Below are 15,617 nucleotides of genomic sequence, written 5' to 3' on the forward strand. Positions count from 1 at the left end.
ACCGAGCCCTGCATCGTCCAGAAATGCGGATCGGCGAGCGGAATGTCGACCGCCTGCAGCCGCACCGCATGATCCATTTGCCGCCAGTCGGTCGCGATCATGTTGGTCGCGGTCGGGATCCCCGTCGCGCGGCGGAATTCGGCCATCACCTCGCGGCCCGAATAGCCGCCTTCCGGCCCGCACGGATCTTCCGCGTACGCGAGCAGGTGGCCTTGCCCGCGGCACAGTGCGACGGCCTCGTCGAGCGACCACGCGCCGTTCGGGTCGAGCGTCGTGCGCGCGTCGGGAAAGCGCGCCTTGATCGCCGCGATCGCCTCCATCTCGTCGGCGCCGGCCATCACGCCACCCTTCAGCTTGAAATCGGCGAAACCGTAGCGTTCGACCGCGGCTTCGGCCTGTCGCGCGATCGCGGCCGGCGTCAGCGCCGTCTCGTTGCGTAGCCGGAACCAGGCATCCGATGCGTGAGCGTCGTCGCGATACGGCAAATCGGTGCGACGTCGGTCGCCGAGATAGAACAGGTACGCGAGCATCGGTACCGCATCGCGCTGCTGGCCTTCGCCGAGCAGCGCCGCGACCGGCACGTCGAGGTGCTGGCCGAGCAGGTCGAGCAGCGCGGCTTCGATCGCCGTGATCACGTTGTCGAGCCGCAGGTTGATTTCATGTGGCTGGCGCAGCACGGCCGCCTCGCCGGCAGACGTCACTTCATGGCGGATCGTGCGGCCGGCACCGGCGCCCGCGCCGGACAGCGCCGCGCGCACCGCGTTGAGCGTCGCCTGGTAGCGCCCGATCGACTGGCCGACCACGAGATCCGTCATGCGTTCGAGCGCCTGGCGGATGCCTTCGCCGCCCGGCACTTCGCCGACGCCCGTGTGCCCGCTGCTGTCGTCGAGGATCACGAGGTTGCGCGTGAAGTACGGCGCGTGCGCGCCGCACAGGTTGAGCAGCATGCTGTCGCGGCCGGCGACGGGAATCACCTGCATGCGCGTGACGCGCGGGGTGCCGGCACGGCTGGGTTCGGACATCGGTTCGCTCCTGGTTCCGGTGGCGTGCGGGCCGCCGGACGCGCCGGCGCGGCCCGCGCCGTTCATTGAAGCTCGACGCGGCGGATCTCGCCGACGACGAACAGGTAGCAGATCACGGCGACGAGCGCATGCGCGACGACATAGACGAGCGCGCCGTTGAACGAGCCGCTGCGGTCGACGATATAGCCGATCGCGATCGGCGTCGTGATGCTGGAAAGATTGCCGCACGTGTTGAGCAGCGCGCCGCTCAGGCCGGCGATCTGGCGCGGCGCGGTGTCGGCGTTGACGGCCCAGCCGAGCGCGCCGAGCCCCTTGCCGAAGAACGACAGCGCCATGAACAGCACGACGAGCACGTGCGAATCCGTGTAGTTGCAGACGATCATCGACATCGACAGCAGCATGCCGATCACGATCGGCACCTTGCGCGCGACCGACAGCGACCGGCCCTGCTTGAGCAGCGCATCGGACACGACGCCGCCGAGAATTCCGCCGAGGAACCCGCACACGGCCGGGATCGACGCGACGAGCCCCGCGTTGAGGATCGACATCCCGCGCGCCTGCACGAGATAGACGGGAAACCACGTGATGAAGAAGTAGGTGAGCGCGTTGATGCAGTACTGCGCGACGTACACGCCGACCAGCATCCGGTTTCTCAGCAGCGCCTTCACGTGACGCATCGACGGGCCGTCGGCGCGTGCGCCCGTCGCCTGATCGATGTTGACGAGCGCACCGCCTTCGGCGAGGTAGTCGAGTTCAGCGCGGTTGATGGTCGGGTGCGCCTTCGGGTCGTACATCGTGCGGTTCCACACCAGCACGAACGCGAAGCCGAGCACGCCCATCACCGCGAACACCGACTGCCAGCCGAACGCGTGCACGAGCCAGCCCATCAGCGGCGCGAACACGACGGTCGCCGCGTATTGCGCGGCGTTGAAGATCGCCGACGCGGTGCCGCGTTCGGCGGCCGGGAACCACGCGGACACGATCCGGCTGTTGGCCGGGAACGACGGCGCCTCGGCCGCGCCGACCAGGAAGCGCAGCCCGAACAGCAGCGCGAACGCCGCCGCGCCGCCGAAGAAGCCGATCCCGCCCTGCAGCAGCGTGAACAGCGACCAGAAGAAGATGCTGAATGCGTAGACGATCCGCGACCCGAAGCGGTCGAGCAGCCAGCCACCCGGCAATTGCGCGATCACGTACGACCAGCCGAACGCGGAAAAGATGAAGCCCATCTGCACGTGGCTCAGGTGCAGCGCGCGGGCGAGGCTCGGGCCCGCGATCGCGATCGCCGCGCGATCCGCATAGTTGATCGTCGTGACCGCGAACAGCACGGCCAGCACCAGCCAGCGCACGCGGGTGCGCCGGGCCGTTGCCGACGCGGACGCCGGCAATGCGTGAAGCGGATTCATGACCTGTCTCCTCCGAAGGGCGGAAGGCGCCGTCGTGCGGCAGGCGCGTCGGGTGCGCGCGTAATGTGTGGATGCCGCCGGCGGAGGCCGGGCACCGGACGCCGAGGCGGGCAGGGCGTCCGGGCCATTCTGTCATGTCGGTATTTGCGCTTTCATGCCAATTGCTGACTTGATCGATTCAGCATTTGAATCGATCGATGAAGGGCGCGGTCACGCGCGCGCGTCGTCCGCGCCGCTGCCGTGATGGCGCGCCACGTGCTGCGCGAGAAACTCGACGGCGGCGCGTACGCCGGGCAACTGGCCGCGCCGGTGCGGCATCAGCAGCGTCGTCGTGACGGTGCCGGCGCGCCAACCGGGCAGCACGCGCACGAGCGCGCCGGACGCGAGCCCGGTATCGGCGATCCAGTCGGGCAGGCACGCGAGGCCAAGGCCGGCGGCCGCCGCCTGCAGCAACAGCGTCGATTCGTCGGCCTGCAGCCGCAGGCGCGGCGTCACGTCGACGGTATCGCCGCCGCGCTGCAGCCGCCATGGCTGCGTGCCCGGGTGGAGCCCGTCATGCTGCGCGAGATCGGCCGGCGTGTCGGGCGTGCCGGCCCGCGCGAGATAGGCCGGCGCTGCCACGACGACGATCGGCGACGCCGCGAGCGGCCGTTGCACGAGCGCGGAATCGGGCAGCGGCGCGAAATGGCTGCGCACCGCGATGTCGAAGCCTTCCTGCGCGATGTCGACGAGGCGGTCGCTCGCATGGATCTGCAGCAGCAGCTTCGGATGCGCGATCGCCAGCGCCGGCAGGCACGGCGCGAGGATGTGCTGCGCGACCGGCACCGAGCTCGTGATCCGCACGACGCCGGCCGGCTCGGCGGTTTGCCGCAGCACCGCGTCGCGCGCGCTGTCGGCCTCGATCACGGCCGCGCGCGCATGCTCGAAGAATTCGGCGCCGACCGGCGTGAGCCGGAAGCTGCGCGACGTGCGATGCACGAGCCGCGCGCCGAGCGTGCGCTCGAGTTCGGCCACGCGCTTGCTGACCGTCGATTTCGGCAGGTCGAGCCGGCGCGCGGCCGCCGACATGCTGCCGGCATCCACCGCCTGCACGAACAGGTAGAGATCGTTCAGATTCACTTCCAGCGTCCATATGGAGAAACGACGGGTTTCGATTTTATCGGCTACTGCGCCATCGTTCGCCGTGGGAGCATGACTGCTCGTTCAACTTCCGCGGAATTCCCCGATGTCTCCGATCCTTCTCTACGGTATTCCCGCCGGCTGCTCGTTCGGCTCGATCGTCGCGCTCGAATGGACCGGCCGCCCGTACCGGCTGTCGCGCATCACGATGCCGGGCGCCGTGACGAGCGACGCCTTCGTCGCACTGAACCCCGTCGCCGAGACGCCGGCGTTCGTCACCGCGGCCGGCGACGTGCTGACCGAAAGCATCGCGATCCTCGGCCATATCGGCGCGCAGGCGCTCGACAGCGGCCTCGCGTTTCGCCAGGGCAGCGCGGATTTCGACCGGCTGAACCGGATGCTGGCGTGGCTGAACACGACGTTCTTCAGCGCGTTCGGCGCGCTCTGGTACGTGTACGAACACGGCGCCGAAGGCAGCGAGAAGGCGGCGCTGCAGGCGTACGGCCGCGGCAAGGTGCTGAAGGCGCACCGGCAGCTCGAAGCGCTGCTCGAGCGTGGCGAAGGGCCGTGGCTGCTGGGCGCACGGCGCACGCTGGCCGACGCGTACTTCACGGGAATCGCGCGCTGGGCCGACTATCACGCGGTGTTCGAGCGCGATGCGTTCCCGCGCGTCGCCGCGCTGCGCGCGCGGCTCGCCGACGATGCCGGTGTGCAGTTCGCGCACGCGATCGAGGAGAACCTGCCGCCGCCGGCGTCGTCGGCGTTCGAAGGGCATGTGTCGCTCGACGACGCGCTGGCCAGCGCGCGCGGCATCGTGGCGCCGGCGCGGGCGATCTGATCGGCCACCGCGGTCGCCCCCGCAGGATGGAATTCGGTAACGACGATTTTTTTACCCGGATAATATTGACATTCAATTAATACCCGGATAAAAATAGCGCCATTCCGATTCCAGCCCGCGGGCGACCACGATGACCTCTTCCACGCTCCTTCCTTCTTACACGGCCTTCGACGGCCATCGGCGGCTCGCGTCGGGCCCGCTTGCGACGGTCGCGCTCGCGGTCCGGCAGGCGGCCGGCGACGCGACGCCCGGCACGATCCTGATCTTCAACGACGCGACGGGCCGCTCGATCGACCTCGACCTGCGCGGCACGGCGGACGACATCCGCGCGCGCTATGCGGCGCCGTCGGGCGACGCATCCGGCGGCGCCGGCGAGCCGGCAGGTGCAGGCGCAGGCGCAGGCGAACAGCGCGGCCGAGGCCGGCCGAAGCTCGGCGTGGTGTCGCGCGAGGTCACGCTGCTGCCGCGTCACTGGGAATGGCTCGGCGCGCAGCCGGGCGGCGCGTCGGTCGCGCTGCGCAAGCTCGTCGAGGACGCGCGACGCACGCATGCGGCAGCCGACCGGCACCGCGACGCGCAGGCGCGCGCGTACCACTTCATGTCGGCGATGGCGGGCGACCTGCCCGGTTTCGAGGAAGCCGCGCGGGCGCTGTATGCGAACGATCCGGCGCGGCTGGCCGAGCTGATCGCCGGCTGGCCGGACGACGTGCGCGATCATGCGCTCGCGCTGGCGCGCGGCGACCTGCCGCCGGCCGCCGACGACTGCTGACGGAGCGCCGACGCGATGACCGTATTCGACCTGAACCGCGGCGCGCTCGCGCCGGTCGCCGACGAAGTCGACCTCGTCGACCTGCGCGTGACGGGCGCCATTCCGCGCGAACTCGACGGCGCGTTGCTGCGCAACGGCCCGAACCCGCCGGGCGGCCGCTTCGAAGGCAACGACGTGCTGTCGTGGTGGCCGGAGGCCGCGATGCTGCATGCGATCGCGTTCGACGGCGGCCGCGCGGCCGGCTACCGGAACCGCTGGGCGCGCACGCGGCGCTGGGCTGCCGTCCACGCACCGGGGCAAGTGCCGCATCTTCCCGACACCAATCCGAACGTGAACGTGCTGCAGCATGCGGGCGAACTGCTCGCGCTGGCCGAGGGCGGCGCGCCGCTCGCGATCACCGCCGCGCTCGATTCGTTCGGCGTGCCGGCGCGGCACGCGGGCTTCGACGGAGCGATGACCGCGCATCCGAAGGTCGACCCGGTAACCGGCGAGCTGATCCTGTTCCGCGCGGACTGGCGCGCACCGTGGCTGCGCTACGGCGTCGCGGATGCGCACGGCGTGCCGCGCGTCGATCTCGAGATCGAGCTGGGCGCGCCGTCGATGATGCACGACCTCGCGATCACCGAAACCCGCAGCCTGCTGCTCGATCTGAACGTCGGCTACGACTTCTCGCTGCTGAAGCAGGGCCACCGGATGCCGCTGCGCTGGCACGACGACCGGCCCGCGCGCATCGGCGTGCTGCCGCGCCACGGCGGCGACGTGCGCTGGTTCGGCGTCGAGCCGTGCTTCATCCAGCACGTCGTGAACGCGTACGACTGCGACGCGTCGTGCATCGTGCTCGATGCGGTGCGCTATCCGTCGTTCCTGCGGCTCGACGCGCGCACGGGCCGCTTCGCCGACAACCCGGTCGGCGAGCTGTGGCGTTACGTGATCGACACCGCGAACGGCCTGATCGACGAAGGGCCGCTCGCCGAAGGCGGCATCGAGCTGCCGCGCATCAACGAAAGCCGGACCGGGCGCCGCTATCGCTATCTGTATGCGGCCGAGCAGCCGAATAACGCGGAAATGCGCGGCGTGATGCGCTTCGACCATGTGCGCGGCACGACGATGCACTACGTGGTGCCGGCCGGCGACCAGAACGGCGAGCCGGTGTTCGTGCCGCGCCCGGGCGGCGCGGACGAGGACGACGGCTGGCTGCTCGTGATGGTCTACCGCGCGGCGACGGATACGAGCGACGTCGTGATCCTCGATGCGCGCGCGATCGACGCGGGGCCGGTCGCGACCGTGCACCTGCCGCGCCGCGTGCCGGCCGGGTTCCACGGCGCGTGGGTGCCGCGCGAACGTTGAACGTGTGCGTCGGCGGTGCGCGTCACTGCGCGCGCAGCGCGTCGACGATTTTCAGCCGCGCGGCGCGCATCGCCGGCAGGAACCCGCCGACGAGCCCCATCACGAGCGAGAACAGGAGCGTCTTCACGACGATCGCGGGCGTCAGCACGAAGCGGAACGACAGGTCCGAGAAGGTCTGGAAGTTGGTCGTCGAGAACGACGCGAACTGCATCAGCGACGCGCACGCGAGCCCCGCGACGCCGCCGACGAAGCCGAGCAGCAGCGCCTCCAGCAGGAATGCGGCGAGCACGTTGGTGCGCTTGAAGCCGAGCGCGCGCAACGTGCCGATCTCGGCCACGCGGTTCGCGACCGACGCATACATCGTGATCATCGCGCCGATCATCGCGGCGATCGAGAAGATCGTCGACAGCGTGATGCCGAGGATGTTGATGAACGTCGACAGCGCCTTCGACTGGTCGCCGTAGAAGGTCTGCTCGCGCTTCGCCTCGTCGGTCAGCCGCGGGTCGACGTCGATGTCGGCCTTGAAGCGCGCGAATCCGTCGGCGCTCGGGATGCGCAGCACCATCGACGAATAGCTGGTGCGGCGGAACGACTGCATCAGCTGGTCGACGTCGCCCCAGATCTCCGAATCGAAGCCGCTGCCGCCCGCGTCGAAGATGCCGACGATGGTCCAGTCGCGCTGCGCGAAGTGCAGGCTGTCGCCGAGCTGCGTGCCGCTGAAGCCTTTCGCGATCGCGCTGCCGACGACGATCTCCGACGAGCCGGGTGCGAACGGGCGGCCGGCCACGAGCTTCACGTGCGGCCGCAGCGCGAGGCCGGCCGGCGACACGCCGCGGATCACGACGTTCGACGGCTTGCCGGTCGACGTTTTGACGAGCGAGATCAGCACCACGGCCTCCTTCGACACGAGCGGCCGTCCGTCCGGGCCGAGCGCGACGGCCGGGTGCATCTCGAGCGCGTTGGCCTGCTGATGGTCGATCGAACTCTGGATCTCGGTCTCGGCGCCCTTGCGGATAACCACCGCGTTGTCGGGTTCGCCGGTCGACACGAGCGTTTTCGTGAGGCCCGCATCGAGCATCTGCACCGTCGCGAACACGAAGATCACGAGCGCCATCCCGCCGGCGGTGAGCGCGGTGGTGAGGCGCCGGGTCCACAGATTGCGTGCGATGTAGGTGAGCGGGATCGCCATGCGCGTCTTACCCGATCGCCCGCAGGCCTTCGACCACGCGCACGCGCGCGGCCTGCCACGCCGGCACGAGCGCGGCCGCGAGGCCGACCGCGACCGAACACGCGGCCTGCAGCACGACGGTTTCGGTCGACACCTTGAATACCGGGAAGATGCCGCCCGCCGCCTGCTTGAACAGGCTCGCGGCGGGCGGCGTCGCGAGAATCCCGAGCCCGCCGCCGATCACCGCGATCACGACCGATTCGCCGAACACGATCAGCGCGAGGAACCCGGGGCCGAAGCCGAGCGCCTTCAGCGTCGCGTATTCGGCCGTGCGTTCGCGCGCGCTCATCGCCATCGCGTTGGCCATCACGGCCATGATGATCAGGATCACCACGTACGACACGAGGCGGATCGCCGCGATGATCTGGTTCGACATCGCGACGAAGCCGAGCTGGAACGCCTGCTCGGTCTCGGTCAGCGTTTCGGCGAGCGAGTTCTTGAATACCGCGTCGACGTTGCGCGCGATCGACGCGCCATCGTCGGGGTTCGCGACGCCGAGCACGAACACGCCGACCTGGTCGGCCTGCTTCGGCGTGCGCTTGCGCACCGTCTCGTTCAGGTAATCCCAGTGGAACACCAGTTGACGCGTGATCGTCGAATCGTCGCGGCCGTCGAGGATCCCGCGCACGACGAAGTCCCACGTGCCCGGGTAGATCGTGCCCTTCAGCGGAATCACGTCGCCGACCTTGAAGCCGAACTGCGTCGCGAGCTGGCGGCCGACGAGGCAGCCGCGGCGGTCGCGGTCGTAGTCGGCGCGCTGCTGTGCCGGCAGGATGAATTCCGGATACAGGTCGAGATAGTTCTCCGACACCGCGAAGCTCGCGAAGAAGTTCTTCGGGTCGCGGTAGATGCCGCCGAACCAGTTCGAGCGGACCACGGCCGTCACGCCGTCGACGCCGCGAATGCGGTTCTCGTAGCTGACCGGCAGCGGAAACACCAGCGAGATCGCGTTGCGCGTGACGAGCCGCCCGCTGGACGCGGCCGCCGCGCCCGCGTACCACGCGTCGACGACAGTGTGCAGCAACCCGAACGCGAGCACGGCGATCGTGAGCCCGAGCACGGTCAGCAGCGTGCGCAGCCGGTGCCGCAGCGCGTTGCGGGCGATCAGCTTCAGCACGTACACGGCGCGCGCCCCCGCTGCCGGTCAGCCGGCGTGCCCATCGATCAGTTCCCCTTTTTCCAGATGGACGAGCGAGCGCGCGGCGCCGGCCGCGTGCGCGTCGTGCGTCACCATGATGATCGTCTTGCCGAGCTCGGCGTTCATCCGCTGCAGCATCGCGAGCACGTCGGTGGCCGATGCGCGGTCGAGGTCGCCGGTCGGCTCGTCGGCGACGATCAGTACCGGATCGGTGATCAGCGCGCGCGCGATCGCGACGCGCTGCTGCTGGCCGCCCGACAGCTCGGACGGGTAGTGGCTCGTGCGATCGCCGAGATTCACCATGTCGAGCACGAGCTCGACGCGTTCGCGTCGCTCGCGGCGCGACAGGTGCGTGAGCATCAGCGGCAGCTCGACATTCTCGAACGCGGTGAGCACGGGCATCAGGTTGTAGAACTGGAAGATGAAGCCGACGTTCGCCGCGCGCCATTCGGCCAGTTGCGCCTCGGCGAGTTGCGAGATGTCGAGGCCGCCGACGCGCAGCTCGCCGCTGTCGGGCCGGTCGATGCCGGCCACGAGGTTCAGCAGCGTGCTCTTGCCGGAGCCCGACGGCCCCATCAGCGCGACGAAGTCGCCTTCGCCGATGTCGAGCGTGATGTCGGTCAGCACGGGCACGACCTGGTTGCCGCGCCGGTACGACTTCGCGACGTGGCTGAGCTCGACGAGGGGCGGCCGGGCGTCGTTCACGCGCGCTACTTCTTCGCGACGGCCACTTTCGCGCCGTCCTTCAGCTTCGCGCCCGGCGCGAGCACGACCGTGTCGCCGGCTTTCACGCCGCGCACCGCGACGAGCTCGCCGATCCGCGCGCCCTTCGTCACGGCCACCGCATGCACGGCGTCGTCCTTCACGACGAACACGACCGGCCGGCCGTCGCGCTCGACCACCGCGCTCGCCTGCACGGCCGTCACCGGCTGCCGGTCCTGCGGCGACGCGGGCTTCGACAGGAACGCGATCTTCGCGCTCATGTCGGGCAGCACGCGCTCGTCGCGGTCGACGAAGCGCACCTTCACGAGCACGGTGGCCTTCGAGCGGTCGACGGTCGGCACGATGCGCGACACGCGGCCGGCGAAGCGCATGTCGGGCAGCGCGTCGAGCTGGATCTCGCACGGCTGCTCGGCGCGGATCTTCGCGATGTTCGATTCGGCGACGTCGGCCTCGACCTCGAGCGTCTCCATGTCGGCGATCGTCACGACCGCGCCCTTGCTGTCCGACGCGGACGAGAACGGCGTGATGTTGTCGCCGACGTTCGCGTGCTTCGCGAGCACGATGCCGTCGAACGGCGCGCGGATCACCGTCTGGTCGACCGCCACCTGCGCGGCCTGCGCGTTCGCTTCGGCCGACGCGATCGCGGCCTGGTCGCTGTTGAGCGTCGCGCGCGCCTTGTTCACGCGCGCCGTGTCGGTGTCGAGCTGCGCGGCCGGTACCGCGCCCTTCGGCGCGAGCGCGGCGGTGCGGCGCAGCGCGATTTCGGCGTCCTTCAGTTCGGCCTGCGCGACGCCGAGGTTCGCGCGGGACACCTGCACCTGCGCGCGCGCCTGGGCGAGCGACGCCTGCACGTCGCTGCTTTCGAGCCGCGCGATGATCTCGTCCTGCTTCACGCGCGTGCCTTCGAGCACGCCGAGCCACTCGACGCGCCCCTGGCCCTTCGACGCGACCGCGGCCTTGCGCTGCGGCACGACATAGCCGGTCGCATTGAGCTGCGTGTCGTTCTGGTACGGGTAGGCGGACGTGACGGACGTGGTGTCGACGGTCGGCCGGCCGGTGAGCGCGAGGCCGGCGACGATCGCGATGACGACGAGCGCGGCGGCGACCGCATAGCGCGCCCAGCGACGCCGGCGTGGCGCCGGGGCGATCGGACGCCGGTCGATTTTCAGTTTGTCCAGATTGTGATCGGGCAATTTGAGCGCCTCGAGACGGCGGCGGTCGTGCGACCGGCCGCGACCCGGTTTCCGGGGAAAGGGACGGATGGACGCCAGTATAAGCGTCGCTCCGGCGCCGCGCGAGCCGGTTTGCGGCGCCGCGCGGCGGCGGCCGACGCGGCCGCCCCCCCGGGGAAACCCGAGGATGCAGGCAACGTGTCAACTTGCGGCGAACGCGGTGCGTTATGGAACGAGTGCGCCAGGTTTTGTCGCGACGGAACGGCGAAAGCCGGCCTCGCGGCCTGGGGCTCCGGTGCGAATGCCTCGCATCTCTCATTACCGGTACGTTTGATTTTTTCTCCGCTAAAGGAAGAACAATGAAGAAGACGCTCGCTTCGATCATCGCCGCAGCATTCGCTCTCGCATCGGTTTCGGCATTCGCACAGGCGTCCGCGCCGGCAGCCGACACGTCGGCCGCCGCTTCGGCACCGGCCAAGAAGGATCACAGCAAGCCGAAGCACCAGCTGAAGCACCACGGTTCGAAGAAGGGCCAGGCGAAGGCGGCAGCCGCATCGGCAGCCGGCACGAACGACGCAGGCACGCAGAACTAAGCGGCTCGCGGCCACGGCCGGCGTTGCCGGTCATCGGTCGGCCAACCCCGCATGCTCCGGCATGCGGGGTTTTGTTTTTTCTGGCGCCGGTGCGCACCGCGCCCGGCCGGCGGCAGGCGCTGCAGCGCGCCGGCATCTGTGTTTAACTCGCGGCTTCACGGAGCGAAGGAGCGGGACATGGATCTCGGGTTTATCGGGCTGGGCGAAATGGGGCAGGCGATCGCGACGAACCTGCTGAAGGCGGGCCACACGGTGCGGGTCTGGAACCGGTCGCGCGAGCGGGCCGAGCCGCTCGCGGCATTCGGCGCGCGGATCGTCGACACGCCGGCCGACGCGTTTCGCGGCGATGCGGTGTTCTCGATGCTCGGCGACGATGCGGCCGCGCGCGCGGTGTTCGACGACGCGCTGCTGGCCCAGGCGCCGCGCGGGCTGATCCACGTGAACATGGCGACGGTGTCGGTCGCGCTCGCCGAATCGCTCGCGCACGCGCATGCGTCGCGCGGCATCGACTATGTCGCCGCGCCGGTGATGGGGCGGCCCGACGTCGCGGCCGCCGCGCGCCTGACGATCATGGCCGGCGGCCCGGCCGAGGCGATCGACCGCGTGCAGCCGCTGTTCGATGCGATCGGCCAGAAGACCTGGCGGTTCGGCTCGCTGCCGCAGCATGCGAACGTCGCCAAGATCGCCGCGAACTTCACGCTCGCGTCGGCGATCGAGACGCTCGGCGAGGCGTCCGCGCTGCTCGGCGCGCACGGCGTCGCGATGCGCGATTTCCTCGACGTGATCACCAGCAGCGTGTTTCCGGGGCCCGTCTACGAAGGCTACGGCGCGATGATCGCCGAGCGGCGCTACGAGCCCGCGCGCTTCAAGGCGCGGCTCGGGCTGAAGGACGTCCGGCTCGCGCTGGAGGCGGGCGACGCGACGTCGGTGCCGCTGCCGGTGGCGAGCGTCGTGCGCGACAGCCTGCTCGACGCGCTCGCGCACGGCGGCGGCGACCAGGATTTCGCGGTGCTCGGCGAGGCCGCGCTGCGCCGCGCCGGCCGCTGACGCGCCAGAAGCGCGCTGCGCACGGCATAATCGACAGTCCGTTTTCCCTACATTTATTTCAGGCAGAGGCAGTCATGAACTTGCATACGTGGTGGCTTTTCGTGGCGACGGTGTTCGTCGTGTCGGCGATTCCGGGCCCGAACATGCTGCTCGTGATGACGCACGGCGCGCGCCACGGGCTGCGGCGCTCGTCCGCGACGATGGCCGGCTGCCTGAGCGCGCTGGTGCTGATGCTCGCGGTTTCCGCGGCCGGGCTCGGCGCGGTGCTCGAGGCATGGCCGGCGACGTTCGATGCGTTGCGCTTCGCGGGCGCGGCCTACCTGATCTATCTCGGCGTGAAGGCGTGGCGCGCACGGGTGGACGACGCGCCGGCGGCCGACGTCGATGCGGTGTCGCAAGCGGCATCGGCATCGGCATCGCGCGTCGCACTGTTCCGCAACGGCTTCCTGGTCGCGGGCAGCAACCCGAAGGCGATCCTGTTCGCGGCCGCGCTGCTGCCGCAGTTCATCAACGCGGCCGAGCCGACGCTGCCGCAGTTCGGCATCCTCGTCGTCACGTTCGCGGTGATCGAGGTGAGCTGGTATCTCGTCTACGCGTCGTTCGGCACGCGCATCGGCGCCACGCTGAAGAGCCAGAGCGTCGCGAAGGTGTTCAACCGGCTGACGGGCGGGCTGTTCGTCGGCTTCGGCGCGATGATGGCGCTGGTCCGGCACTGATTCCCGGCCGACCCCGGCGTACCGAACGCCCCGTCCCTCGCGAGAGGGCGGGGCGTTCGGCTTTTGGGCGCCGCTTCACCGGTGCGTGCTCACGCACGCGGCCGATCCAGCGCCGCCGCGCCGGCCCCGCGTCCGGTCGCCAGCCCGAACACGGCTGCCGCGCCGGCGAACGCGAGCCCGACACCACACACCGCGCTCCAGCCGCCCCATGCCCACGCGCTGCCCGCGAGCGCCGCGCCGAGCGCGCCGCCGACGAAGAACAGCCCGACGAACAGCCCGTTCAGGCGTCCGCGCGCGGCCGGGTTCAGCAGGTTGATCGCGCGGCGACCGATCGTCTGGTCGACGATCACGCCCGCATCGAGCAGCGCCGCGCCGCCGGCCAGCAGCGCGAGCGCGACGCCGCGATGCGCGTGCGTATCGAAATCGAACCAGCCTGCGCCGGCGACGCCGAGCACGACGAGCGCCGCGAGCATCGTGCCGTGCGCGAGCCGCTGCGCGGTCGGGCCGTGGCCGCGGTCGCCCGCGCGGCCGGCGAGCGGCGTGACGATCGCGCCGCTCGCGCCGGCGAACGCGAACAGCGCGATGCCGTGCAGATCGAGCGCGAACGGCGGCTGTGCGAGCCGCAGCCCGACGGCGGTCCAGAACGCGCTGAACGCGGCCATCGCGAGCGCGGCCGACAGCGCATGCCGGCGCAGCACCGGCTCGGCGGCAAGCAGGCGTCCCATCGACGCGAGCAACGCGCGGTAGCTGGCCGTGATCGACGGCGTGCGCGCCGGCAGGCGCAGCGCGAGCACGACGGCGATCGCCGCGTTCGCGAGCGCGGCCAGCAGATAGAACGCGCGCCAGCCGGCCGATCCCGCGATCAGGCTCGCGAGCGGCCGCGACAACAGGATCCCGAGCATCAGCCCGCTCGTCACGTTGCCCACCGCGCGGCCGCGCTGCGCGTCGGGCGCCATCGACGCGGCCATCGGCACGAGCATCTGGATCACGCTCGACGCCGCGCCGGCCACCAGCGTCGCAAGCAGGAACACGGTCCCCGACCGCGTGAAGGCGGGCAGCGCGAGCGCGGCCGCGCAGACGGCGAGCGTCGCGACGATCAGGCGGCGGTTCTCGAGCAGGTCGACCAGCGGCACGAGCAACGCGAGCCCGGCCGCGTAGCCGAACTGCGGCAGCATCGCGACGAGGCCGGCGAGGCCGGGCGGCAGGTGCAGGTCCGCGCTGATCGGGCCGGTCAACGGCTGCGCGGCGAACAGGTCCATCACGATCACGCCGACCGTCGCGGCGAAGAACAGCGTCATGCCGGTGCTCAGTGCGGGCGGCGCGGCGACGGACGGAGAAGCAGGTGCGGAGCAACGATGGGCAGGGCAGTTCATTGCAAACCAGTGGGAGGTCGAAGGAACTCCCATCGTAGGTGCCCGATGTTTATGCGACAATTGAAATATGTCTAACATGATTATGCGAGTTTGTTTTGAATACGCGTGATCTCCAGGCGTTCGTCGCGGTCGTCGACAGCGGGTCGATGGTCGCCGCGGCCGCGAAGCTCCACCTGACGCAGCCGGGCCTGACGCGGCGCGTGCAGAACCTCGAAACGCTGCTCGGCGTGCCGTTGCTCGAACGGCAGAGCAAGCCGCTGAAGCCGACCGCCGCCGGGCGCGACGTCTACGCGCTCGCGCGCAACGTGCTTGGCGCGGTCGACGAGCTGTTGGCGGCGGGCACACCGGACAGCGAGCCGTCGGGCGAGCTGCGCATCGGCGTGCCGCCGTTTCTGTCCGAACTGGCGCTGGAGCGGCCGGTCGACCGGCTGCGCGACGCGTTTCCGCGCCTCACGCTGCGCGTGACGGCCGGCTGGTCGCCCGCGCTGGTGCAGGGCATCGAGCGCGGCGCGCTCGACGTCGCGACCGTGATGGTGCCCGCGAGCGCGGCGCTGCCCGACGCGCTGACGGCGACGCTGCTCGCCACGCAGCCGACGGTGCTCGTCGCCGCGCGCGATTTTCCGCTGCCCGACGGCCCGCTGTCGCTCGACACGCTGTCGGGCTTTCCATGGGTGCTGAGCCAGGACGGCTGCGGGATGCGTTCGGCGCTGAGCCGTGCGCTCGGCGCGGCCGGGTTGCCGTTCGACGTCGCGGTCGAGGCATTCGGCTCGGAACTGCAGTTGTCGCTCGTCGCGCGCGGTGCCGGCATCGGCATCGCGCCGCCGAACGCGCTGGCGCGCAGCGCGCATCGCGATGCGCTGAGGGTGGTGGAAACGGCGGGGCTGGAAACGCGGATCAACGTATGGATCGTGCACGGCACGTTGCCGGGCCGCCTGATGCGGCCGGTCGCGCTGCTGCGCGACGCGCTGGGCGAAGTGCTCGACGGGGAGAATGAAAAGGGGTCGGGCGCCGTCACGACGGGCTAGAGGCCGCGTTCGAGGGAAAATCCTTATTTTCTCTACGGAAATGTTGCATTGCGGAAACTGATTCGCTATGATTGCACCTGTCTCCTCCATGTCTCCTCTGATAT

At 70.3% G+C, this 15,617-nt stretch carries 15 protein-coding genes; 7 read left to right on the forward strand and 8 right to left on the reverse strand.

All coding sequences use genetic code 11. From position 1 onward, the window contains the following. The 3 genes from A9Z05_RS17415 to A9Z05_RS17425 all read right to left on the reverse strand — a co-directional run. On the reverse strand, positions 1-1,022 hold a 1,022-nt coding region (locus tag A9Z05_RS17415; protein WP_256122021.1), incomplete at its 3' end, for an enolase C-terminal domain-like protein. Positions 1,023-1,084: 62 nt separating this feature from the next. After that, positions 1,085-2,425, reverse strand: coding sequence for an MFS transporter (locus A9Z05_RS17420; protein WP_069619219.1), 1,341 nt, complete (start codon positions 2,423-2,425; stop codon positions 1,085-1,087). 210 nt (positions 2,426-2,635) lie between these two features. Then, positions 2,636-3,550 carry a LysR substrate-binding domain-containing protein gene (locus A9Z05_RS17425; RefSeq protein ID WP_249190666.1) on the reverse strand — a complete coding sequence of 305 codons (915 nt, stop codon included), beginning with the start codon at positions 3,548-3,550 and terminating at the stop codon, positions 2,636-2,638. Between the two features lie 100 nt (positions 3,551-3,650). On the opposite strand from A9Z05_RS17425, the gene A9Z05_RS17430 reads away from it, so the two are divergent. The 3 genes from A9Z05_RS17430 to A9Z05_RS17440 all read left to right on the forward strand — a co-directional run bounded on the left by A9Z05_RS17430 (position 3,651) and on the right by A9Z05_RS17440 (position 6,498). Further along, a complete protein-coding gene (locus tag A9Z05_RS17430; protein WP_069619221.1) occupies positions 3,651-4,382 on the forward strand; it encodes a glutathione S-transferase family protein in 732 nt (243 codons plus the stop codon). Positions 4,383-4,512: 130 nt separating this feature from the next. Further along, entirely contained in the window at positions 4,513-5,151 is a 639-nt protein-coding gene (locus A9Z05_RS17435; RefSeq protein ID WP_069619222.1) for a DUF2239 family protein, read from the forward strand. Between the two features lie 15 nt (positions 5,152-5,166). Then, the gene (locus A9Z05_RS17440) at positions 5,167-6,498 is read left to right on the forward strand and encodes a carotenoid oxygenase family protein (RefSeq protein ID WP_069619223.1); all 1,332 of its coding nucleotides are present in this window, start codon (positions 5,167-5,169) and stop codon (positions 6,496-6,498) included. A 22-nt stretch (positions 6,499-6,520) separates the two neighbouring features. Here A9Z05_RS17440 and A9Z05_RS17445 read toward each other — a convergent pair whose 3' ends face one another. From A9Z05_RS17445 to A9Z05_RS17460, 4 genes are read right to left on the reverse strand one after another with little or no spacing between them, the layout of a single operon-like run. Beyond that, a complete protein-coding gene (locus A9Z05_RS17445) occupies positions 6,521-7,687 on the reverse strand; it encodes an ABC transporter permease (protein ID WP_069619224.1) in 1,167 nt (388 codons plus the stop codon). Positions 7,688-7,694: 7 nt separating this feature from the next. Next, positions 7,695-8,849 carry an ABC transporter permease gene (locus A9Z05_RS17450; RefSeq protein ID WP_069619225.1) on the reverse strand — a complete coding sequence of 385 codons (1,155 nt, stop codon included), beginning with the start codon at positions 8,847-8,849 and terminating at the stop codon, positions 7,695-7,697. A 21-nt stretch (positions 8,850-8,870) separates the two neighbouring features. After that, positions 8,871-9,569, reverse strand: a complete 699-nt coding sequence (locus A9Z05_RS17455; RefSeq protein WP_069619226.1) for an ABC transporter ATP-binding protein — start codon at positions 9,567-9,569, stop codon at positions 8,871-8,873. Positions 9,570-9,574: 5 nt separating this feature from the next. Further along, complete coding sequence (locus tag A9Z05_RS17460; RefSeq protein ID WP_069619227.1) at positions 9,575-10,780, reverse strand: efflux RND transporter periplasmic adaptor subunit; 1,206 nt, start codon at positions 10,778-10,780, stop codon at positions 9,575-9,577. 338 nt (positions 10,781-11,118) lie between these two features. Between A9Z05_RS17460 and A9Z05_RS17465 the strand changes: the two genes are divergently transcribed. From A9Z05_RS17465 to A9Z05_RS17475, 3 genes are all read left to right on the forward strand, one after another. After that, the gene (locus A9Z05_RS17465) at positions 11,119-11,352 is read left to right on the forward strand and encodes a hypothetical protein (protein ID WP_012327737.1); all 234 of its coding nucleotides are present in this window, start codon (positions 11,119-11,121) and stop codon (positions 11,350-11,352) included. Between the two features lie 51 nt (positions 11,353-11,403). After that, positions 11,404-12,399, forward strand: a complete 996-nt coding sequence (locus tag A9Z05_RS17470; protein WP_256122020.1) for an NAD(P)-dependent oxidoreductase — start codon at positions 11,404-11,406, stop codon at positions 12,397-12,399. A 74-nt stretch (positions 12,400-12,473) separates the two neighbouring features. Next, positions 12,474-13,115: a LysE family translocator gene (locus A9Z05_RS17475; RefSeq protein ID WP_069619228.1), complete on the forward strand. Its 642-nt coding sequence runs from the start codon at positions 12,474-12,476 to the stop codon at positions 13,113-13,115. Positions 13,116-13,204: 89 nt separating this feature from the next. Here the strand turns inward: A9Z05_RS17475 and A9Z05_RS17480 are convergent, their stop codons facing one another. Continuing rightward, on the reverse strand, positions 13,205-14,488 hold the full coding sequence (locus tag A9Z05_RS17480) for an MFS transporter (protein WP_069619229.1): 1,284 nt from the start codon (positions 14,486-14,488) through the stop codon (positions 13,205-13,207). A gap of 95 nt (positions 14,489-14,583) precedes the next feature. Here A9Z05_RS17480 and A9Z05_RS17485 point away from each other — a divergent pair, with 95 nt between their 5' ends. Further along, positions 14,584-15,513 carry a LysR family transcriptional regulator gene (locus A9Z05_RS17485; RefSeq protein ID WP_069619230.1) on the forward strand — a complete coding sequence of 310 codons (930 nt, stop codon included), beginning with the start codon at positions 14,584-14,586 and terminating at the stop codon, positions 15,511-15,513. The last annotated feature ends 104 nt before the right edge of the window (positions 15,514-15,617 follow it).

The sequence above is a fragment of the Burkholderia sp. A2 genome (assembly GCF_001729305.1).
Classification (GTDB): domain Bacteria; phylum Pseudomonadota; class Gammaproteobacteria; order Burkholderiales; family Burkholderiaceae; genus Burkholderia; species Burkholderia sola.